The organism is Alcaligenes ammonioxydans (genome assembly GCF_019343455.1).
GTDB classification, from domain to species: domain Bacteria; phylum Pseudomonadota; class Gammaproteobacteria; order Burkholderiales; family Burkholderiaceae_B; genus Alcaligenes; species Alcaligenes ammonioxydans.
In genome coordinates, this window is the sequence record NZ_CP049362.1 from 1,793,197 (window position 1) to 1,812,263 (window position 19,067).

At 55.4% G+C, this 19,067-nt stretch carries 25 protein-coding genes; 20 read left to right on the top strand and 5 right to left on the bottom strand.

Annotation, left to right across the window (positions count from 1 at the left end; genetic code table 11):
- The first annotated feature begins 3 nt into the window (after window positions 1-3).
- From FE795_RS08225 to FE795_RS08270, 10 genes are all read left to right on the top strand, one after another.
- Entirely contained in the window at window positions 4-447 is a 444-nt protein-coding gene (locus FE795_RS08225) for a gp53 minor capsid family protein (protein ID WP_219236042.1), read from the top strand.
- Between the two features lie 15 nt (window positions 448-462).
- Window positions 463-1,554, top strand: coding sequence for a major capsid protein (locus tag FE795_RS08230; RefSeq protein WP_219236043.1), 1,092 nt, complete (start codon window positions 463-465; stop codon window positions 1,552-1,554).
- 10 nt (window positions 1,555-1,564) lie between these two features.
- Entirely contained in the window at window positions 1,565-1,933 is a 369-nt protein-coding gene (locus tag FE795_RS08235; RefSeq protein ID WP_219236044.1) for a hypothetical protein, read from the top strand.
- 156 nt (window positions 1,934-2,089) lie between these two features.
- A complete protein-coding gene (locus FE795_RS08240; RefSeq protein WP_219236046.1) occupies window positions 2,090-2,596 on the top strand; it encodes a Rha family transcriptional regulator in 507 nt (168 codons plus the stop codon).
- 39 nt (window positions 2,597-2,635) lie between these two features.
- Window positions 2,636-3,037, top strand: a complete 402-nt coding sequence (locus FE795_RS08245) for a DUF7370 family protein (protein WP_219236048.1) — start codon at window positions 2,636-2,638, stop codon at window positions 3,035-3,037.
- Window positions 3,037-3,354 (top strand): hypothetical protein, encoded by a 318-nt coding sequence (locus FE795_RS08250; RefSeq protein WP_219236050.1) that lies wholly within the window; start codon window positions 3,037-3,039, stop codon window positions 3,352-3,354. Before FE795_RS08245 ends, FE795_RS08250 begins: the two co-directional genes overlap by 1 nt.
- Before the next feature lie 35 nt (window positions 3,355-3,389).
- The gene (locus tag FE795_RS08255; RefSeq protein ID WP_219236052.1) at window positions 3,390-3,773 is read left to right on the top strand and encodes a hypothetical protein; all 384 of its coding nucleotides are present in this window, start codon (window positions 3,390-3,392) and stop codon (window positions 3,771-3,773) included.
- On the top strand, window positions 3,751-4,125 hold the full coding sequence (locus tag FE795_RS08260; RefSeq protein WP_219236053.1) for a phage tail termination protein: 375 nt from the start codon (window positions 3,751-3,753) through the stop codon (window positions 4,123-4,125). The genes FE795_RS08255 and FE795_RS08260 overlap by 23 nt, the downstream gene beginning before the upstream one ends.
- Window positions 4,126-4,134: 9 nt before the next feature.
- Complete coding sequence (locus FE795_RS08265; RefSeq protein ID WP_219236055.1) at window positions 4,135-4,878, top strand: Ig-like domain-containing protein; 744 nt, start codon at window positions 4,135-4,137, stop codon at window positions 4,876-4,878.
- Complete coding sequence (locus FE795_RS08270) at window positions 4,875-5,459, top strand: DUF6246 family protein (protein ID WP_219236058.1); 585 nt, start codon at window positions 4,875-4,877, stop codon at window positions 5,457-5,459. The genes FE795_RS08265 and FE795_RS08270 overlap by 4 nt, the downstream gene beginning before the upstream one ends.
- 6 nt (window positions 5,460-5,465) lie before the next feature.
- Here FE795_RS08270 and FE795_RS08275 read toward each other — a convergent pair whose 3' ends face one another.
- Window positions 5,466-5,759, bottom strand: a complete 294-nt coding sequence (locus FE795_RS08275) for an addiction module antidote protein (RefSeq protein ID WP_003800207.1) — start codon at window positions 5,757-5,759, stop codon at window positions 5,466-5,468.
- On the bottom strand, window positions 5,756-6,061 hold the full coding sequence (locus FE795_RS08280) for a type II toxin-antitoxin system RelE/ParE family toxin (protein WP_003800206.1): 306 nt from the start codon (window positions 6,059-6,061) through the stop codon (window positions 5,756-5,758). The genes FE795_RS08275 and FE795_RS08280 overlap by 4 nt, the downstream gene beginning before the upstream one ends.
- A 111-nt stretch (window positions 6,062-6,172) precedes the next feature.
- On the opposite strand from FE795_RS08280, the gene FE795_RS08285 reads away from it, so the two are divergent.
- Window positions 6,173-6,751: a hypothetical protein gene (locus FE795_RS08285; protein ID WP_131071735.1), complete on the top strand. Its 579-nt coding sequence runs from the start codon at window positions 6,173-6,175 to the stop codon at window positions 6,749-6,751.
- Between the two features lie 58 nt (window positions 6,752-6,809).
- Window positions 6,810-9,386 carry a tape measure protein gene (locus tag FE795_RS08290; RefSeq protein ID WP_219236060.1) on the top strand — a complete coding sequence of 859 codons (2,577 nt, stop codon included), beginning with the start codon at window positions 6,810-6,812 and terminating at the stop codon, window positions 9,384-9,386.
- 15 nt (window positions 9,387-9,401) lie between these two features.
- Here the strand turns inward: FE795_RS08290 and FE795_RS08295 are convergent, their stop codons facing one another.
- Entirely contained in the window at window positions 9,402-9,671 is a 270-nt protein-coding gene (locus FE795_RS08295) for a hypothetical protein (protein WP_125277533.1), read from the bottom strand.
- Between the two features lie 60 nt (window positions 9,672-9,731).
- Between FE795_RS08295 and FE795_RS08300 the strand changes: the two genes are divergently transcribed.
- From FE795_RS08300 to FE795_RS08320, 5 genes are all read left to right on the top strand, one after another.
- Window positions 9,732-10,196, top strand: a complete 465-nt coding sequence (locus tag FE795_RS08300) for a hypothetical protein (RefSeq protein WP_219236061.1) — start codon at window positions 9,732-9,734, stop codon at window positions 10,194-10,196.
- Window positions 10,193-10,675: a DUF1833 family protein gene (locus FE795_RS08305; RefSeq protein WP_219236063.1), complete on the top strand. Its 483-nt coding sequence runs from the start codon at window positions 10,193-10,195 to the stop codon at window positions 10,673-10,675. Before FE795_RS08300 ends, FE795_RS08305 begins: the two co-directional genes overlap by 4 nt.
- Window positions 10,666-11,076: a hypothetical protein gene (locus FE795_RS08310; protein ID WP_219236064.1), complete on the top strand. Its 411-nt coding sequence runs from the start codon at window positions 10,666-10,668 to the stop codon at window positions 11,074-11,076. The genes FE795_RS08305 and FE795_RS08310 overlap by 10 nt, the downstream gene beginning before the upstream one ends.
- A gap of 73 nt (window positions 11,077-11,149) precedes the next feature.
- Window positions 11,150-13,774: a host specificity factor TipJ family phage tail protein gene (locus tag FE795_RS08315; protein ID WP_219236066.1), complete on the top strand. Its 2,625-nt coding sequence runs from the start codon at window positions 11,150-11,152 to the stop codon at window positions 13,772-13,774.
- On the top strand, window positions 13,749-15,248 hold the full coding sequence (locus FE795_RS08320) for a hypothetical protein (RefSeq protein WP_219236067.1): 1,500 nt from the start codon (window positions 13,749-13,751) through the stop codon (window positions 15,246-15,248). The genes FE795_RS08315 and FE795_RS08320 overlap by 26 nt, the downstream gene beginning before the upstream one ends.
- A 33-nt stretch (window positions 15,249-15,281) precedes the next feature.
- Here the strand turns inward: FE795_RS08320 and FE795_RS17270 are convergent, their stop codons facing one another.
- On the bottom strand, window positions 15,282-15,434 hold the full coding sequence (locus tag FE795_RS17270; RefSeq protein ID WP_230406299.1) for a hypothetical protein: 153 nt from the start codon (window positions 15,432-15,434) through the stop codon (window positions 15,282-15,284).
- Here FE795_RS17270 and FE795_RS08325 point away from each other — a divergent pair.
- The 3 genes from FE795_RS08325 to FE795_RS08335 all read left to right on the top strand — a co-directional run bounded on the left by FE795_RS08325 (window position 15,424) and on the right by FE795_RS08335 (window position 16,558).
- Window positions 15,424-15,744 (top strand): hypothetical protein, encoded by a 321-nt coding sequence (locus tag FE795_RS08325; protein ID WP_230406300.1) that lies wholly within the window; start codon window positions 15,424-15,426, stop codon window positions 15,742-15,744. The genes FE795_RS17270 and FE795_RS08325 overlap by 11 nt on opposite strands.
- 102 nt (window positions 15,745-15,846) lie before the next feature.
- Window positions 15,847-16,317: a lysozyme gene (locus FE795_RS08330; protein WP_230406301.1), complete on the top strand. Its 471-nt coding sequence runs from the start codon at window positions 15,847-15,849 to the stop codon at window positions 16,315-16,317.
- Window positions 16,310-16,558: a hypothetical protein gene (locus FE795_RS08335; protein ID WP_219236070.1), complete on the top strand. Its 249-nt coding sequence runs from the start codon at window positions 16,310-16,312 to the stop codon at window positions 16,556-16,558. The genes FE795_RS08330 and FE795_RS08335 overlap by 8 nt, the downstream gene beginning before the upstream one ends.
- A 942-nt stretch (window positions 16,559-17,500) precedes the next feature.
- On the opposite strand, the gene FE795_RS08340 is transcribed toward FE795_RS08335, so the two are convergent.
- Window positions 17,501-17,734 carry a hypothetical protein gene (locus FE795_RS08340; protein WP_131071747.1) on the bottom strand — a complete coding sequence of 78 codons (234 nt, stop codon included), beginning with the start codon at window positions 17,732-17,734 and terminating at the stop codon, window positions 17,501-17,503.
- Between the last annotated feature and the right edge of the window lie 1,333 nt (window positions 17,735-19,067).

Here is a 19,067-nt window from a genome sequence, read left to right on the forward strand (position 1 = left end):
GCCATGAGCCGCTATCGCCGCATCAATATCGACGGCAAGTCCGTCACCGAAACCCGTGTGGCTGCCGCTGCGCTGCTGCCTGGCACGTTCGCTGTGATCGATGCCAATGACAAGTTTGCCCAGGCTGTCGCAGCCGTGGGTCGGGTCTACGTCATCAACAGCGCCTATCACCAAGGTCTGGGCATTCGTGACGTTGTGCCTGCAGGCGATTCTGCCGTGGGTGACTACGTTGAAGAAGGCCGCGAGCTGGCCGTGCTGTGTCCGGCTGGTACCTACAAGAAGGACTCGCCCATCAAGGTCGGCGCCAATGGTCAGGGTGCCATCGCCACCAGCGACACCGACACCGTGATCGGCTACAGCCAGGATGAAGCGGTGATCACCTCCGGCCAGACCGACTTTATCCGCGTACGCATGCGTGTGGGCACTGTGGCTGCGCCAGCACCCTAAACAGGAGAACAAGACATGTTTCTGACTCAAGCCGCGATTGCGGCCAATCCCCGGCTGCTGGGCCATTTCCAGGCACTGCAGGCCAACCGCAATATCTGGAACAACCAAGACGCTGCGCTGATCCAGGCCAACCGCGCCGTCATGACGCCTGAAATGCTGCAGGCCAACGCGCTGGCGGGCCTGGGCCGCGAATTTTGGCAGGAGGTGGACCGCCAGATCGTCACCTTCCGTGACCAAGAAACCGGCATGGAAATCGTCAATGACCTGCTGGCCGTGCAAACGGTGCTGGACATTGGCAAGACCGTGAAGTCGTACAACATCGCTGGCGATATCGCTGATGATGTGTCGATCAGCATCGACGGCCAGGCTCCGTACTCGTTTGATCACACCGAATACGATAACGACGGCGACCCGGTGCCAATCTTCACTGCGGGTTACGGGGTGAACTGGCGCCATGATGCTGGCCTGCGTACCGCTGGGATTGACCTGGTGCTGGACTCCCAGGCCGCTAAGTTACGCAAGTTCTATAAGAGTATCGTCAGCTATGTGCTGAGCGGCTCCGAGCGAATCCGCGTGGATGGCAAGCCCGGTCAGGGCCTGAAGAACCACCGCAACACGGTGAAGCTGAATCTGGGCAGCGGGGCGGGCGGCGCGAGCATTGATCTGAGCACAGCCACTCAGCAGCAGATCATAGACTTTTTCACCAAGGGGGCTTTTGGTCAGGCGGCCCGTGCCAACAAGGTTGATGTTTATGACGTGCTGTGGGTGTCGCCCGAGATTTGGGCGAATCTGTCGCAGCCGTACCTGATTCAACTTGGTACTGGTGGCGGCACCGTTGCTGGCTCCGTTCTGGATGCGGTCAAGAGCTTCATTCCTGCCCGCTCGATTCGCCAGACGTTTGCATTGTCCGGCAACGAGTTCATCGCCTACCAGCGCCGCCAAGACGTTGTTTCCCCTCTGGTCGGCATGGCCGTCGGCACCGTGCCGCTGTTGCGCCTGCGCCCGCAGGACAACCACAACTTCCAGATCATGTCGGCCATGGGCTTGCAGATCAAGCGCGACGGCGACGGTAAGTCCGGCGTGCTGTACGGCGCTGACCTGGACTAAGGAGATGGGGATGGCTAAATATCAAGTCGTTCGTGCTTGGCACGGGGTAATCGTTGGTCAGGTAGTAGAGATGGAGAAGGTACACCCATCTCTCAAGGCCAACGTCATCCCATTGACTCAAGTTGCGCCAGCCTCCGATGAGGCCGGCGATCTACTGAAGCAAGCCCAGGCGGAAATCGATGCGATGCGCGAACAAGCCCAAGCTGAGCTCGCGCAACGTGTCGCCGAAGCTCAGCAGGAGGCTCAGGCCGAGGCTGATCGCATCATCAGTGAAGCAACCGCCGAAGCTGAGCGCATCAAGCAAGAAGCACAGCAGAAGGCCGGGGAACTGACCCCAGCAACGCCAGATGCGGGCAGTAAGCAGACGAAAGCCAAGTAACCGCCATCTAGGCGGTTATTTTATGTCCGATCATTCGGGCAGACGCTTCCAAGCAACCTTAAATCGGTAGATGCCGAGCCCGAGAGGGTGGAAGAGCTTTGAAAAGTCCGGGGCTGCCTATTGCGGGCGGCCCTTTTCTTTTCTGGGATCTAAAAAATGAATCAATTTGAACCGCTTGTTTCTGTCGTCAGTGGTGAGCCGCTGGCATCCAGTCTAGTGATTGCTCAGGGTATGCGAGCCAAACACAAGAGCGTCATTCAGCTGGTGCGCCAGCATGCTACGACTTTGCAGGAGTTCGGGCCACTGGCATTTGAAATGCGTGTGGTAAAGCGTCCCCAGGGCGGAGGCTCGCCAACTGAATACGCAATGCTCAATGAGCAGCAAGCCGCATTACTGATCTCGCTCATGCGCAACAGCGACGACGTGGTTGCCTTCAAAGTGCGGTTGATTCGAGAGTTCTATCGCATGCGTGATGCACTGAATCAGCGAACGCAGAATCTCTATCAGCAGCTTCAGGCTTTGGTAGCCGAAGAAGTGGAAACTCAGGTGAAGGCATCCTTCGGCTCCCGCTTGATGCTGGAGCGAAAACGCGCCATCCCAGAGTTGCGAAAGCGGCGCGAACGGCTGGAGCATGAAATCCAGCCGTCCCTAACACTCAACTGACCCGGCCAAGCGCCGGGTTTTCTTTTTTTGGGGGGCTACATGATCACCGCAGAGCAAGCCCAGCAATATCTGGCCAGCCAAGGGATCAGCAAAGTCCCTGATTTCATCTTGGTCGCCTGGATTGAACTGGTAAACAGCATCCAAGGATGCCTGGAGGAGCATTACACGCCAGCGGTAGCGCTGCTGATTCAGTCCTATCTGTTGGCCCTCATGGCTTACGGGCAGGGTGATAAGTACATCAGCAGCCAAACTGCACCGAGCGGCGCGTCCCGCTCCTTCCGCTATCAAGGCTTTGCCGACCGGTGGCGCGGGATGCTTGGGCTGCTGCGTGGACTGGACAAACATGGCTGCACCAACGGACTGATTCCGCCTGATCCGACTGTTCAGGCCTATGGCGGTTTGTGGATTGCCAAGGGCGGCTGTCATTCTGGGGGGCGTTGATGAGCGAAACAGCTAACTGGAGCTATACCAACACTGCCACCGTGAAGCCCTACATCGGCACGGACGAGTGGGGCGGCAGCAAATACGGTGAGCCATACGAGATCGCCTGCACCTGGGCAGCCAAGTCAGAACAGATGCGGGATTCGCTGGGGGCGGAGTTCGTGACACGGAACCAAATCTACACCGAGGACCACCGACCGCGTTACTTGGATCTGATTCTGCTCAATGGCTCTACCGACTGGCAGGAGATCCGGGCCGTGACCGGCTGGGATATGTCCTTCTTCGACGAAGAGCCTGACTTTCTACTGGTGACGTGATGGCTGTCCGGGGAATCAAGCAGGTTAAGAACAACATGCGCAAGCTCCAGGCCGAGATCCAAGGGCGCCGGACAGAGGCGGCCGTATATGCGGTCTTGTCTCAAGGCGGCGCGGCTGCCGCCACAATGACGCCGGTGGATACCAGCACCTTGATCAACAGCCATTTCGTGGACATCAAAGCCGATGGCAACAAGGTGACAGGCCGAAACGGCTATAGCGCCGAGTATGCCGCCGCTGTCCATTCAGCGCCTGGCGTGCTCAAAGGCCAAGACCGGCCCGACCGAGAAGGGAAAAGCCAGGGCCAGTACTGGGACCCGAACGGCGAACCTCACTTCTTGACGGCAGGCTTCGACCAGATCGCCGCTGACGTGCCGCGCATTTTAAGGAACGCATACCGTGCTTTTGATCGACGTTCGTAACTGGGTAGTGGCGGCTCTGCCAGCAGATTACTTGGCAATGTTCTCATGGGTCGAATCATCCAGACCCGAGGATGCCGCCAGCCGCTACTGCATCGTCCAGCAAACAGGCGGAGCTGGACCCGTTGTTGAAACCCGCTATCCACGATTTCGCGTGGTGCTGCTGGGTAAGCGCAACGACCGCAGCGACGCGCAGAAGGTCATGACAGACACCGAGGTGCTGCTACAGGCCGCAATGGGCGATGCCGTGCCATGCGGTGCCGCCAGTATCCGAGCAATTACCGAGCCAGTCGGCCCGGGGTTCACCACAGAAAACCGGGCGTGGGCTCAGGTTGATTTTGAGATCATTATTTAGGAGGGCCTGATGGCTACCTGCAAGAATCAGAAATTTGTTGGCCGTGTGGCCATTTTGGAATATGCCATTGGTTGTGGCGATGTGATGCCCGCCGCGGCAGACTGGAAACGCTTGGGCGCCATGCGCGCCAAAGAGCTAACTATCGAATGGGAAACCACCGATGCGACGGCTGATGACTCCATTGGCGCATTGCGTGAGAACCTAGCCACGTTCCAGACCCTGAGCGTATCTGGCGATGGCGTGCTGAAAGTAGCCGGTACCGGTGCTGCTGCCTTGATCGCGCTGACCAAGCACGTCATTAAGCCAGAAGCAACGGGCGGTGAGCCAGTGGCCTGGATTCGTCTGACGTTCCCAGACCTGACGTTCACCTTCTTTGCCATCGTGACGAATATGTCGCGCTCTGCGCCTTATGACGATGTGGCTACCTATTCGTTTGAGGCCAGTGCAACGGCCAGTGACTTCGGCTTGATGGTGGAAGATACGCCAGATCCTGACGCTCCAGCCGTGGATACTGTGGTGGTTACCCCAGCCACTGCCAGCATTGCCGAAGGCGCAACCCGTCAACTGGCCGCTGCGATCACGCCCACCGGTGCGGCCCAAGGTGTTATTTGGTCGTCCTCGGATACCGACACAGCAACTGTCTCCCGGACCGGGATGGTCACCGCCGTAGCCGCCGGTACCGCAACGATCACAGCAACCAGCACGGCTGACTCCGCCAAGAAGGGAGAGTGCGCCGTTACGGTGACTGCATGATGATCCTTACGGATGTCGGTGAGGTCGGCGTCCACGTAGGCGAGCGGGTGCATCTCCTGCGCCCGTCGCTCTACGCGATGTCGCAACTCGGTGAGCCACGGGAGATTGTGGAGCTGTTCGCCGCAGTGATGGGTGAGGCCCCAAGTTTGGTGGATGCGCTGGCGGTTGTTTTGGCTTGCTCAGATGAGGATTTGTCTGACCTGTTTGGCTGTGTGTCGGCCGAGGGTGAAAAGCTTACCTACGAGCCAGGGCTGGTGGGGCCGGATGCCGTTGTGGTGCTGGCGCGCTGCCTGCTCAAGCACGGCGTTACTGGTTCGTTGCCAGAACTGCCCCGGCCAGCCGAGCAAGAGCCTGAGTACGTGCAGGAGTTCGACGCCCGTGCTCACGTTTCCATGGCAATGGCACATCTTGGGGTTTCTGAACGGGATGCCTGGCAGATGACCATGACCGGGTTAGTGGGGGCGCTGCGTGCGAAGTTCCCGCCGCAGGAAAGCGATGCGCCCGGCGCGCGCGCACCGAGCAAGGCAGAAATGGAAGAGGCGCTGGATTGGCATGACCGCGTGCTGGCGGCCCGGGGATAGCGAATGTCAGGCGTGAAGGGGTTCCACCGTAAGCTTGACCCCGGCAGCACGAGCTAGTTTCAGCACCGTGTCATATCGAGGCTTTGCACCAGGGGCGAGGGCTTTGTATAGGCTCTCCCGACCAACGCCGGCGTCTTTCGCCATCTTGGTCATGCCTCTGGCTTTGACTACATCGGCAAGTGCAGATAGGAAAAGGGCGGGATCGTCTTCTTCCAAAGCAGCGGATAGGTATTCGGCGATGGCTTCTTCGCTGTCAAGGTATTCGGCAGCGTCGAAGGGGGCTGTTTTGATGGTGGTCATGACTGATCCTCCTGGATTTGTTTCCACATAGCGATGGCGGTCTTAATGTCCTGCTTTTGGGTGGACTTGTCACCGCCGCTAAGTAGGAGATACACCACACGGCCTTCACGGGCATAGTAGAGGCGGTAGCCAGGGCCGAAGTGGATGCGCATTTCCCAGACGCCATCGCTAATCGGCTTCACGTCTCCGAAATTGCCTTGACCGGCTTGTTTGATGCGAACCACGATCTTCGCCCTGGCCTTGAGGTCTTTCAACCCTGTTAGCCAAGTGCTGAATGTTTCGGTGCGGTTGATCGTGTTCATGAGATGGATTGTATCCGAATGGATACTTATAATCAAGGGGTGCGCTAACTCTGCCTGGTATGGGCTTTCGGCGTTGGGTATTATCTCCTCATGCATATAGGGAGATAGGTGATGAGTAGATTGGTTTCCAGCTTAGGGCAATTGGTAGGTGCTTTGGTCGGGCTTGCTCTGATTGTGGTCGGGCTGGCGTCTATGGCCACGAATACAGGGCCTGGGGGCTTGATTACCTTGGTTTGTGGTGTACTTTTGCTGCCACGAATATTTCCAAAGTTCGCGTCAAAGTTTAAGCCACAGCATCAATTTCTAATTGGAATTGCACTGGTTGTTTTCTCTTTAGTCGCTGGCACTATTTGGATAGGTGATCCGCGCGAGAAAGAGACGGCAGCAGACCGATATGTGGCTGCTATTGATGAAAGGCGAGATCAAGAGAGGTCTAGGTGTAGTGACACGATAATGGCCTATGTTATGTCTCAGGATTTTGTGAAGACCAAGCTGGTTGCTCCAGCTACCGCGAAATTCCCGCCGTTCTCTGATGTCAAGGTAACTAAGTTAGGCGAGTGCAAGTTTACCGTGCTTGGGTATGTGGATTCGCAGAATTCATTCGGCGCGATGTTAAGGGCGACGTATTCGGCGAATGTCCGATACGATCGTCAGTCAGGAAAATGGGCGCTTGAGAGCCTAGCCATGTAGTTGCGTCAGTTAATTGGCACTAGCCACCTTCGGGTGGCTTTTTTTATGGAAGATCGAAATGTCCGAAAATGTCGGAGCTATTTATTACACAGTTGAGGCAGAAACCGCGAAGTTAATAGGTGAGCTCGGCTCCGTATTGAAAGGCCTCGATTCCCTAGGTGTAGGATTTAATAAAACAGATAAGTCAGCTCGTCAGACTGAAATGAGGCTGACTAAAGTGGCTGGTGCCGTGCAAGGTTTGGGCCGCTCGAGTTCAGCCGCTTCCCAGGCATTGAGAGGGCTTCTGCCGGTCTTGTCTGGGGCTGCGCTGGTGAAGCTGGCACAAGATATTATCGCCACTGCCGACGCGTGGACACAGCTTCAAAACCGTCTGCGTTTGGTGACTGACGGGACAAAAGAGCTTGCGCAGGCCACAGAGGCGGTTTTCAACATATCGCAGTCAACCAGCCAAGAGATTGATACTGTCGCTCAGGTTTATCAGCGATTCGCTCAGAACGCTAGCCGTTTAGGGCTGAGCCTAAATGACGTTGCAGAAGTGACGGATGTTGTGGCAAAAGCGGTGGCAATTTCTGGTGCCTCAGCAGAGGCGGCTAGTGCTGCCCTCACGCAGTTCGGTCAGGGTTTAGCTTCCGGCACATTGCGCGGCGAAGAATTGAACTCAGTAATGGAGCAGACGCCTGCATTGGCGCAGGCAATTGCAACTGGTCTAGGCGTTAGCATCGGTCAGCTTCGCCAGTTGGGGCAAGACGGGAAGATTACGGCAGGAGAGCTTATTAAGGCCCTGAAAGCCGCAGGCGATTCGGTAAACGAACAATTTGACACTCGCGTCAAAACCGCTGCGCAGGCCTGGACAGAGCTAAGAAACTCTGTAACCCGCTTTGTTGGTGAGCTAAGCGGTGCGACAAATATGTCGAATAGCTTGGCTGATAGCATTGAGCGAGTCTCAAAAGCCATCGATGAAGCCGACTTAGATTCTCTGGCTCAGGAAATTGAGGGCATAAAAGGCACAATTAGCCTTGTCGTGGACGGCGTTGAGGAGCTTTCTGCTGTTTTCAAGAGGCACTTCCCAGATATGGCTGGGACAGCAGAAAGATCGTTCACGCAGATGGCGCTAACCACCGCCAAAGAGGTGGATAGCATGGTGGCCGCATCAAGGGGTGCGGCTGGCGCAATCGGCTCACTCTGGGATGCATTGGCCCATAACATCCCCACGCTCTTTAAAAACGCTTGGAACATCGTAAAGAGAGATACGGCTGACACGGTTAACGCCTTGGCTGACATGCTGAACAAGCCTTTACAGGCTGTTGGGTTGGAGGGGTTCTCAAAAGTCACCTTCGGGGCGCAGGAGGTGGAAAGCCTCATAGATCTTACGGATGCACTTAAATCCGGCTGGGATAATGCCGCAATCGGGGCTGGCGCATACGAACGAACTCTGAAACGAGTGACTGACAACGCCATCGATTCGAGCATAAATGACTGGATGGAACAGTACAGTGAGTCAACTGAGAAGGCGGTTACGGCGACAACCAAGCTAGATGAATCCATCAAGAAAAAGAAAAAATCACTATCCGATGCCGAGAAAGCCGCCCAACAAAATAAGAAGGTGATCGACGATTTGGCGACGTCGTTGTATCTGGCTGGCTTAAAAGGCGAGGAGCTGGCAGCAGCCAAAGCGAAAATGGCGCTTAATCCCGCCGCCACAGAAGATGAAGTGTTGGCTGCTGAGGCCCTTGCTCGCGCCCTGTGGAGTGTGGAGGAAGCTGAGCGCCAACGAGGTAAGTTCGGCGAGAAGCCTAAGGATGCAGACCAGTACATCATGGGGGACACCTCACCGCTTTCGGGAGGTGCCTTTGATGATCAATATGCCCGGTATGAGGCCGAGGCTGAAGCCGAGCAGAAGCGGTATGACGATCAGTTGGAGCGTTTACGCCAAGCTCGTGAACTGCAGATCGAGACAAAGCGATCCTATGATGAGCTGGAGCAAGAGGCGGCTAAGCAGCATGCAGACCGAATGGCTCAGATTGAGCAGGCGAAAAATCATGTGATGTTGGCTTCGGCGAGCGATGCGTTTGGCGCTTTGGCTGGCGTGATGAAGCAGTCTCAAGGTGAGCAGTCAGGGATCTATAAAGCGATGTTTGCGGCTTCCAAGGCTTTTGCTATCGCAGATGCTACGGTCAATGCTTACAGCGCAATCTCGAAGGCATGGAACTCTGCTCCGTTTCCAGCAAACCTTGGGGCAGTTGCGGCAACGACGCCTCAAGTTATGTCGGTAGTGTCGGCAATCAGTGGCGCTAGCTATAGTGGCCGCCAATACGGCGGTCCCACACAGCCAGGCAAGATGTACCGCATCAACGAAAACGGGGCTCCTGAGGTGTTCAATGCGGCGAACGGTCAGCAGTTCATGTTGCCGAATACCCGTGGCCATGTCGTGAGCAACAAGGACACCACCACAAACGAAAGCAATGGCGTTTCAGTTGTCGTGAATGTTCATAATGCTCCGCCAGGAACGCAAGTGGAACAACAGCGATCTGATAAAGAGCTGATTATTGATGTGATGATTGAGGATGTCGCCACTGGCGGAAGGTTTACTGAGGCAGGATCATCTATGTTGGGCTGGCGGAGGCAGGGAAGGTGAGCAGTTGGGGTTTGGTTATTTTTCGCCTTGGTGTTTTTTGACAGAGGATGCTGTGGCGTCAAGCAGTGCAGAGATCCTTTCAAATGGTAGCCCGGTAGCTGTTCCCCCAAATCCGTATGTATCGGACATTGCTTCAGACATTTTTTTGAATGCTGACGCCACACCTTCGATGCTAATTCTGCCTTCGTCGCAAATGGCATTTACAAGCAAGTACGTTGCCATTTCGAGACCTTTCGATTGGTCTTCTAATTCTTTAATGCGTTCTTCCAATGATTTTTCAGACATGCGTATCTCCGTAATTAGAAAAGGCTCTGTTGATGTTATAGCAAAGGAACGTTAACCGGGATGATAGAAACCAACATTGACTTCCCTGCAGGTCTCCCGAATGGACTCCGGGCAGACCACCAAGCCAACCATGTTCAGCCGTTCCAGCGTACGACCATGGCTGATGGACGGGCACGACAGCGCCGTCGTTTTAGCTCCGTGCCCAGCATGCAGACCTTTACCTGGATCTTTAAGGCCAATGAAGCCGCGCTATTTGAGGCTTGGTTTCGGGACGCCATTAAAGACGGGGCAGAGTGGTTCAACATCAAGCGATTGACGCCACTGGGCATGTCTGTGCTGGTGTGCCGCTTTTCCAGCATGTACCGGGGGCCTGTACTGCTTGGCGTGGATCGCTGGCAGTTTTCTGCGGAGCTGGAGGTATGGGAGCGTCCTCTGATGCCGGTCGGTTGGGGCGAGTTCCCCGAGTTCGTGTTGGGGGCGAGCATCATCGATGTTGCACTTAATCGGGAGTGGCCAGAAGCATGAGTATTTTAGAAATTGTGTATGCCAGCGCTCCGATGGATGCGATGCTGCTTTATACGCTGGAAGTGTCCGCGCCCGGTGTCACCCCGGTGCGGATCGTTCAGGGGTATGAGGATCGGATGCTGGGGGTTGATGGCCAACTGGTGCTGTTTGAAGCGGCGGCCGTCGAGTTGTCGCTGCCGTCGCGTAACGCCTCTGGCCAGCAGACTTTGCGGTTTGCTATTGCCGGGGCCAATGACCGCATTCGGCCTATTGTCGATGCGATGCTTGAATCCGGACAGATGGTGACGCTGACAAGCCGGACGTACTTGGCCAGCGATATTACGGCGCCGGCCGAGCGGCCGTATGTCATGACTGTGCTGAGCGGGCAGTTTGAAAACGGCGCGTTTGTTGCTGAGGCCAGTTACTACGACCTGCTCAATACTGCCTGGCCGCGAGAGCGTTATACGGCAGAGACGGCACCGGGGATTCAATGGCTATGACGATTGATGACTTTCTGCGTACACGGTACAAGCCGTTTGGCCGTACCGTTCCGGAGCTGGACTGCTGGGGGTTGGTCAGGTTGGCCAGAGCTTCGCTGTTCGGCAGGCCCATGCTGCCCAGCTATTCGGAAACAGACCCGGACGATAAAGCGGGCCTGACCATGGCGGCCAGCGAAGTGCGGGAGCAGGGTGGGTTCAAGGAAGTGCAGCCCAAGCCTGGAGCCATCGCCACCGGCTGGCGCGCACGGCTCTGTGTCCATGTTGGGCTTGTCGTAGAAGCTGACGGCAGGCTTTGGGTGTTAGAGACGGACGTCGGTACCGGCCCTGTGCTTACCAAAATCAATGCTTTTGAGGCCCGCTATACGCGGGTTGTTTTTTATGACGATCAGAGTATTTCTTAGCGGGACGTGTGAGCAGCCCTGCGAGACGCACGAATGGACCGGCACTTTAGCCGGTTTTTTTGCGTCTAAAGGCTTGACGTATACGCTGGCCGAGTTGCCCAAGTCGCACGTTACGGTCAACGGACAGCCACTGCCGATGCTGGAATGGGCGGATCGTCAGCTGGCTCCTGATGATGACGTGGAAATGCGCCTGATTCAGTATGGCGGCGTGTTCTCGGGCTTGGGCAAGTTACTGGGCAGCATCTTCAACTTTGCCTTTGGATGGCTGATGCCAAAGAGCGGGAGCCAGAATTTCGGTTCCCCGGAGCAGGGTCAGCGTCTTGAGACGACTTCAGCCAAGGCCAACCAGGCAAAGCTGGGTGATGTCGTACCCGAGCTGGCCGGCCGGTTTCGTCGGTTCCCGGACTACCTGACCCCGCCGCGCCGTCGGTTCGTGAACTGGCGCGAGCAGTGGCTGGAGTTCCACGCCTGCATCGGCCCTGGCCAGTACCAAATCAATGATGCGGACGTGAAAGTAGGGGACACGCCGTTCTCTGCTCTGGGTGCTGACGGTTCATATGCCATCTACGGTCCAGGCGCTGATCTTTCGGGAACGTCCACGCACGAGCACTGGCACACTGTGGCAGCGGTGGGCGGCACCTCGTCGGGCACGGCAGGTCTGGAAATGTCTACCGAGCTGGCAAACCGGGAGAACACGCAGCCAGCAAGTTACTCGTTTGATGGGAACTATATCTGGCGCTCTTCGGAAAGCGAGTTTCCCTCTGGATGGGGGGCGGGCACGCTGGTTAGTATTTCACTGCTGTTAACTTACTCTGTGACGCGAGAGGGGACGGTTCTGAATATACGTAATCGCTTTTACGGGCAGTTCAAGCATGTGATGCCATTGTCGGGCGCGGAGGTCACAATGCGCGTCGGCAGTGGGCCTGCTATAGCGCTTGTGGTGGTTGCCAGTGGCCTGGATGCTCACGGTACAGGCTGGATTGAGTTGCGGTTGCAGCCCTCTGATACGGAGACCCCTGGGACGCTAGGGCCATGGTACAACGCGCTCGAGCCCGGTGAGTACGTCCTCACATTCACTTTGCATCCTTCCCGCCAGTGGTACGTTGAGCAATACTCGCCGCATCAAATAGTAGTGTGGCGATTATTGCCAAATGGGTTAAATGATCCGGCTTGGCTTGGTTTCCCCTCCCTGACGAGCAGTGGCGCGGTAGTGAGTTACGAGGGAGGCACCGTCTATGGCGAGTGGAGCAGCGAGTTTGTGGCTACGCCAGCCAAAGAGACAACGACAGCTCTTGAAATCGACTTCTTTTTTCCAAACGGCTTAGGGTACGTACGCGAGAACGGTGATGTTACGGAGCAGGGGGTGGGTATTGAAATACAGTACCGCAATGCAGATGGTGGACCGCGTGCGACGATCAGCAAGTGGTACGAAAACTGGACGCTGGATCAGATCGGTGTGACTGAGCACATCAGTGTTCCCCAGATGCGGCCGGCTGTACGGGTTCGCCGTGTAGGGGCGAGCGCCACGTCAACGCAGGTCAAAGACACCATCCAGTGGTATGGCCTAAAAAGCCGTCTGCGGACGCGAACAAGTTACCCGCGTTGGACCACGATGGCGGCCAAGCTGCGAGTCGGTGGGCGCCTGGGTGCGCAGTCGGAAAACCAGATTAATGTGGTGGCTACGCGGATGCTGCCAGTTCTGCAAAGCGACGGCACCTGGTCGGCACCGCAGCCAACGCGGGACATCTCTGCATTTGCTCGCTATATCACCAGCTCGATCGGGTACTCAGACTTGAATCTGGATGCCGACGAGCTGAGGCGCTTGGATGCAATTTGGAAGACTAGGGGCGAAACGCTCGACCATGTGTATGACCTAACAACGGCTCAAGATGCCCTGAAACTTGCTTTCCGGGCCGGGTTCTCTGATCTTACGGTGTCGCATGGCCTGATTCGTCCAGTCCGCGATGATGTGCGCACGCAGTTCGAGCAAAGCTACTCAACGCTGAACATGACCAAGCCATTGCGTGAAAGCGTGAGTCCTCGTAAGCCCATGGACCCGGACGGGGTGGAGGTCGAGTACATCGACGCGGAGACCTGGACGTCAATGACGGTGAAGTGCTTATTGCCAGGGGATCAGGGGTTCAAGCTGGAGAAATTGAAACTCGACGGCGTGACAGACCGGGTCCGGGCCTGGCGAATCGGTATGCGCCGACGCCGGGAGCAGGCCTATCGAAACCGTGAGTACAGCTTTGGCACAGAGATGGACGCATTTAATAGTGAGTACCTGTCTTATGTGCCGCTGTTTGATGATGAGCCTGGTAACGCGCAGATGGGCTTGCTGATCGATATCCGGCCCACCACTGGTGGCGCGTTGTTGCGCATCAGCGAGCCTTTGCGCTGGGTTGCCGGTGCGCCGCATTCTATGGGCCACAGGACCCCAGAAGGCAAGTTCATCGGTCCGTTCGTGGCGTCTCCAGGGCCTGATAATTACTCGATCATTGCCGATATTCCGCAGCCTTGGCCAGAGGTCAGCCTGAAACAGGAGCTGCCGCACATCTACTTTGGTCTGACGGCTGACTGGATAAAGCCAGCTCTGATTACGAACATCCAGGCCCGAGGCACAGACGCTACTGATGTGACTGCAGCAAATTACGACGTGCGTGTGTACGCCGATGACAACAACAATCCGCCGGATTAACACCGGCACCAGCATCAATCAACCCGCTTCGGCGGGTTTTTTATGGGCGTTTGATATGACGACATATAAAACCGGCAACCCGCTGGGCAGCCCTGCGCCCCAGGATCTGTTCGATAACTCGCAAAACCTTGATCATCGAGAAAACGACACCGAGAAAGAAATCTGGCCGGATCGCTTTGGCAGAGATCGGCTGACCTGGTACGGCATTGAGCGTAAAGCAGAGCGTCAACGTGATGTATTCGAGAGCAGATTTGACAACTTTCTGAGAAGTTCAGGTTATCAAGACGTTGGTGTGTACCGCCAGGGGCTGGAGATCACTGAGCGAAACCAGATTTTCTGGCGTGACGGGGAGTTGTATCGTGCCGGCGCATCGTTAACTCTGCCGTACACGACAACAGGCGAATGGGCGGTGGAGGGCGGCTATTTTGTTGCGGTGGGGGATGCAGCCCTACGGCAAAGCCTTGCAGATGCGGATGGGCTTGAAAACGGTGCGCAACTGGTTGGCTTTAGTGACGAGTTCAATCAAAAGTGGAAAGTCTCTGATCTGCTGAGACAATTTGGCCCAACCTATATTCAGTTTGGGGCGATTCGTCAGGCAGTACAAGGCGGTGGATGGCGCTTTATTAGCGACACAGATCACCGGCCCCGTGGTTTCTCTGGTCAGCCAGCCGTAGATAGCAATGGCGATATTATCGTTAATTTTGATCGGGGCTTTCCGAAAGTAGGTGGGCTGCTGGTCTGTCCCGACGAGACGCTCGCACTGTTTGGAATTACCGTTGGTGCCTCTGTGGGGCTAGACTTTGCCGCGATTTCGATGAGCAAGGACATGTCTTTGATCGTCAATCTGGGCGATAAGACGATCGACGCTGAGACCTATTTCAGGCCGAGGGTTTCGATGACGGAAAATAGCGATGGAACTTTCACAGTAACCCATCCACCTGTGCCCAGCGGCTTTGAAGCGCCAGTTATGAGTCCGAGTTTTGTCGGAAATGTCGATGCGCGAATTGTTGATTTCACATCGACAACAATCACCATTGCACCCACTGTTCCTCTGAATGGGAGTGTAGTGTTTGACGGCTCGAATTGGAATGTCGTCACAGCTGCAAAAGTGAAGCCGACACTGTCATTCAATGCAGGCGTACTGACAGTCGCTCACCAGCCTATTTCGGCTGCTCAAGAGAAGTTTGCGCTTATATCCCCAAGAAGAACCAATGTGCCAATCAGTATCTCAGCAGGCACACAGCAAGGGCTGAACAGCTTTTCGGTGGAGTTCCGCAACCCGACTACGGGGCAACTGCTCTCGGTTGTGCCGCCTGGCGCAGGTTTTTTCTATCAACGGGATGTGAGTGTGATAGCGGAACAAGGAAGCGGGACATTCTCGATTAAAAGAGGGTCGGTCAAACTCAACGCTGGAGATGTCTTTCTTGAGAACGCAAATTTGTGGATTCTGGGGATGCAGATAGTCGAACCTTAGCAGTAGTTTTTGTAAGCCGCCTAAGCGGTTTTTTTACGTCTGCTGCTTTTGCAGCGCATCACGGGAGACAGCCATGCCGACCGTATTACACAAGGGGAAGGACTTGGAACCGACAAGCACGGGAACATCGGCCGCTGGCTTGGCCGTTTGGAAGGCGATGGGAGGAATAGCAGGAATGGGGGCCATCGGGGCGGGCTTGGCCACGCTGGTGGTGATGTGTATTCTGCGGCCGCGCACGCAGTCCGAATGGATTGTGGGGGTGATCAGCACGGTGGTGGCCTCGATCTCAGGCGGTGCCGCGGTGATCCAGCACTACGAGCTGCACCACTGGGCGAACAACCCGGTGGGGCTGGTGGCCATGTTGGGGTTGGCGTTCGCTTGCGGGCTGCCCGGCTGGGCGGTGGTGCGCTGGGCGTTCAACTTTTTCGACAAGCGGCGCAAGGCCGATATCGCCGAGGTAGTTGGCGAAATTCAAAACCTGGCAAGGGGGAAGTAAGTGAACAAGTTGTTCGAAGTTATCACGGGCCTTCTGGCCCTTTTTTTTCGTCCACGAAAAGTGGAGTCCGCGCCGGCACCGGTCGAGTCGAAGCCTGCCGGCATGTCTGCCGACGGCCTGGCCATCCTGCGGTATTTCGAGAGCTGTGAGCTGGAAGCCTATTGGGATGCTGACGGCAAAGTGTGGACCATCGGCTGGGGCGATACCGGCCCCGACGTAGTGAAAGGCCTGCGCATCACCCTGGCCGAAGCCGACGAGCGGTTGCGGCGTCGGCTGGCGCGTGAGTTTGTGCCTGGCGTCCTCGCCGCGCTGACTCGTCCAGCAAATCAGGCGCAGCTCGATGCCATGGTGGACCTTGCATACAACATCGGCGTGGAAGCATTTCAAGGTTCCACGCTGGTCCGCTTGTTCAATGCCGGCGACCAGGCCGGTGCTGCTGAGCAATTCCCGCGCTGGAACAAGTCAGGTGGCAAAGTCCTGTTGGGCCTGCGCCGTCGACGTGCTGCTGATCGTGCTCGTTTCTTGGGCGCATCTGGGGCGGAGGCTATCAAGATAGGAGCGGCCATTGTTTAAGGCGTTATGGAACCGAGTCGCAGGCTGGCTGGGGCTGCTGAGCGGCCTGATCATTGCCGCCCTGGCGCTGCTGCAGGTCGGGCGGCGCCAGGGCAGGGCACAGGCAGAACAGAAACAATATGAGGCGGATCTCTCCGCTGGGGAGGTGGGACGTGATGCAGCTGAAACGATTGAGCGCCTGGGCGATGATGCTGTGCGTGATCGCGCTCGTAAGCGGATGCGGGACACTCGGGGGCGGTAGCTACTGCGCTGCCGCTCAGCGCCCGTTTCAATGGCGTTCAGACGCTGAGATAGATGCGACGCCAATCAGAGTGTTGCGTTACGTGGAAACGGAGGCTGAGACCTGGGGGCGATTGTGCCAGAAGTAGAGGCGTCATCCGGTATATATGCTTGGATCGCGGTTGCGTACTCCGTCACGGCCGGCTCTCTTTTGCGCATTGGATAGAGACTTTGAGCCACTTCAGTGCAGTGGCTCATCTTCTTTGGGCCCTTTAATGATTGCACCCCACATCCTAGGAGGTAGTTGGTTGTTATCGTGGGGCCGGTCGAAAATATAATCAGCCAAACTGCCTGGCCAAAGTTTGAAGCCTAGATGTGTTTGCCACTTGTCTTCTTGGTATAGCCAGAGCGTATCACATGCCTTGCATCGAAAAAGCATTTCATAGCCATGCCTGCCCACGTCGTCGAGTTGAGTAATGGGCTGCATAAGTTTGTGTGGTGCACAAGGCTGAAGAGAAATGATTAGGGTTTGACACTGGGCACAGAGAGTATCTTTATAGGGCGCTCCCATGGCTTTCTCCAATAAATGAATTTGGAACAGCACGCATGTAATTTTTAAAATATCAATGCTCGTGTTGGGTTGCCTCGTGCCTTAAATGACACTCCAAAAACGGTCCTCCCAAGCTGGGCTGATTGACGGTTAAAAGTGATGCTCTTTACTTTTTCGTAGGCTTATCCTTGGCAGGATGAGACGGTTTCGGATGGCACTCGCCTTTGCTGGTGCCTGTCTCAGATGTATCGTTCTGCGGCGATGTAGGGGATGGGGTTTGAGAGGGCTGACTGGGCTTGTTTGTCGATTGCTTTGCAGGGGTACTTCTCGGAATTCAGGAGGATGAGTGCGTTGAAGCCTCAGGTTACTGAAAGCCAGGCTTGTTAGAGGCAAACACTGAGTAAGTAAGCCCATCTATTCAGAGTGAGGCAGGTCACTTTTTTTCAATAGCCGTGGCTTGCCTGAGGAGGATGGGCGTTTAGGGCCTTCCTGTTGTTTATTTTCAAATGCCGTTGCTTCATCCTGGGTAATATCGCGAGGTTTTATTTCTGGCGTTTCCCCTGTTTTTTTTCTGGAAGCGAGCCTGAGTTTCGAGGGAAGTCGAAACCATTCTGCGAGCATTTCTAAAGATGAGAATTTATAGGGCATACGTCATTCCTTGCTTGACCGGCAGAGACGTTGCTCAGAGGGGCCGAGGCGCAATGCCAGTAGTCACTTAGGGGCAAACCGCGAAGGACTGTATTCATCCTAGTCCCGTTCAGTGGAAGACATGTAAAATCATTTGTAATTCATTGTATTTTAAGGGTATTTTCAGCTTGCACGCTCTTGTTTATTGCAGTGTGACAAGCGTTGTTGGACTAAAATCCAGTCAGTGTTGGCTTACCTTAATAGTTAAGCAGCGATTATTTATATTTTTGAAATAAATACACAGTCTTAGAGTGGATGAGCTCTCACAAGCCCCACAGCTCTATGCAAAAAAAAGCCCGATCGAAGGCATACCTAGTATTTTTTTGGGGGAAAGGTTCGTGGCTTTTGCGTGATACTGTCACACGCCATAAGCTAACGTAGAGCAGTGGTAGCAGTTGGGTCGAAGCTGGTTTTTGATTTGCGTATGGTTGACTGTATCCGTCTTGCAGGGGGGGCGAGGGTTCAAAAGCCCCAATCCTTTCGTTTCGGCCAAGTTGTCAAAGGCTTGCAGCTTTTTTCTTTAGGCCTTTTTTCATTCTTGAAGGGCTTTATTCCGGTTTTTTGGGTTTTTTTGTGTATTGGCTACCGGATGAAGATAAGCAAGCTATTTATCGGTTTATGGCCTATCCTGTACTTATGTCCCAACATTCGTTGGGGCTGCCATTGACCAATGGAGGTCGTAATGGACAAGAGAGGCAAACCGCCCAAGAAGCCAAGTACACGCAAGTCTGAGCTCACGCCGTTGCAAGAAGCTTGGCCAGCTCAGGCTCCTAATGTGGGGATCAAGCGCGCCAGTGCTGCTCATGACCACAAACCCTCAGGAAGAGGGGCTGTACGGGGCAGATAAACCTCGAGACTTGGATTCCCATCCTATCCAGCCATAGAAAGAGCCTGCAATCACACTATTGCAGGCTTTTTTTTGCGTAAGTTATTGTGCGCAGGACTATCGTTGAAAATCGTGCGACCTACCCGGCCATAGCTTGAAGCCTAGGCAAGCGCCCCAACGGTCACGCTCATGTAACCACAATGTTTTGCAGTTGGAGCATTGGTATAAAGTTTTTTTCGCTTCACCAGGGCCTTGCAAGCAAGGGCCAGCAACAGCCATAAATTCGTGTTTGATATTGAGCGACGAGGACAAGGGTAACAGCTGGCACAGAGTGCAGAGATTGTTTGAGCTTTGATAGTGCACTGTGTTCTCCTGAAGGGGGGGCTCCAGGCGTTAGCCAGAGTAGTGAGATGTTTTATTGTTGTTGGAGTCGTCAGGGGAAGATCTGTTGAGGTAAAAGGCCGGTCG

Coding starts and splice junctions, on each gene's coding strand:
- FE795_RS08225 (WP_219236042.1), top strand. CDS start 4: ATGAGCCGCTATCGCCGCATCAATATCGACGGCAAGTCCGTCACCGAA.
- FE795_RS08230 (WP_219236043.1), top strand. CDS start 463: ATGTTTCTGACTCAAGCCGCGATTGCGGCCAATCCCCGGCTGCTGGGC.
- FE795_RS08235 (WP_219236044.1), top strand. CDS start 1,565: ATGGCTAAATATCAAGTCGTTCGTGCTTGGCACGGGGTAATCGTTGGT.
- FE795_RS08240 (WP_219236046.1), top strand. CDS start 2,090: ATGAATCAATTTGAACCGCTTGTTTCTGTCGTCAGTGGTGAGCCGCTG.
- FE795_RS08245 (WP_219236048.1), top strand. CDS start 2,636: ATGATCACCGCAGAGCAAGCCCAGCAATATCTGGCCAGCCAAGGGATC.
- FE795_RS08250 (WP_219236050.1), top strand. CDS start 3,037: ATGAGCGAAACAGCTAACTGGAGCTATACCAACACTGCCACCGTGAAG.
- FE795_RS08255 (WP_219236052.1), top strand. CDS start 3,390: ATGCGCAAGCTCCAGGCCGAGATCCAAGGGCGCCGGACAGAGGCGGCC.
- FE795_RS08265 (WP_219236055.1), top strand. CDS start 4,135: ATGGCTACCTGCAAGAATCAGAAATTTGTTGGCCGTGTGGCCATTTTG.
- FE795_RS08270 (WP_219236058.1), top strand. CDS start 4,875: ATGATGATCCTTACGGATGTCGGTGAGGTCGGCGTCCACGTAGGCGAG.
- FE795_RS08275 (WP_003800207.1), bottom strand. CDS start 5,759: ATGACCACCATCAAAACAGCCCCCTTCGACGCTGCCGAATACCTTGAC.
- FE795_RS08280 (WP_003800206.1), bottom strand. CDS start 6,061: ATGAACACGATCAACCGCACCGAAACATTCAGCACTTGGCTAACAGGG.
- FE795_RS08285 (WP_131071735.1), top strand. CDS start 6,173: ATGAGTAGATTGGTTTCCAGCTTAGGGCAATTGGTAGGTGCTTTGGTC.
- FE795_RS08290 (WP_219236060.1), top strand. CDS start 6,810: ATGTCCGAAAATGTCGGAGCTATTTATTACACAGTTGAGGCAGAAACC.
- FE795_RS08295 (WP_125277533.1), bottom strand. CDS start 9,671: ATGTCTGAAAAATCATTGGAAGAACGCATTAAAGAATTAGAAGACCAA.
- FE795_RS08300 (WP_219236061.1), top strand. CDS start 9,732: ATGATAGAAACCAACATTGACTTCCCTGCAGGTCTCCCGAATGGACTC.
- FE795_RS08305 (WP_219236063.1), top strand. CDS start 10,193: ATGAGTATTTTAGAAATTGTGTATGCCAGCGCTCCGATGGATGCGATG.
- FE795_RS08310 (WP_219236064.1), top strand. CDS start 10,666: ATGGCTATGACGATTGATGACTTTCTGCGTACACGGTACAAGCCGTTT.
- FE795_RS08320 (WP_219236067.1), top strand. CDS start 13,749: ATGACAACAACAATCCGCCGGATTAACACCGGCACCAGCATCAATCAA.
- FE795_RS08325 (WP_230406300.1), top strand. CDS start 15,424: ATGGGGGCCATCGGGGCGGGCTTGGCCACGCTGGTGGTGATGTGTATT.
- FE795_RS17270 (WP_230406299.1), bottom strand. CDS start 15,434: ATGGCCCCCATTCCTGCTATTCCTCCCATCGCCTTCCAAACGGCCAAG.
- FE795_RS08330 (WP_230406301.1), top strand. CDS start 15,847: ATGTCTGCCGACGGCCTGGCCATCCTGCGGTATTTCGAGAGCTGTGAG.
- FE795_RS08340 (WP_131071747.1), bottom strand. CDS start 17,734: ATGCCCTATAAATTCTCATCTTTAGAAATGCTCGCAGAATGGTTTCGA.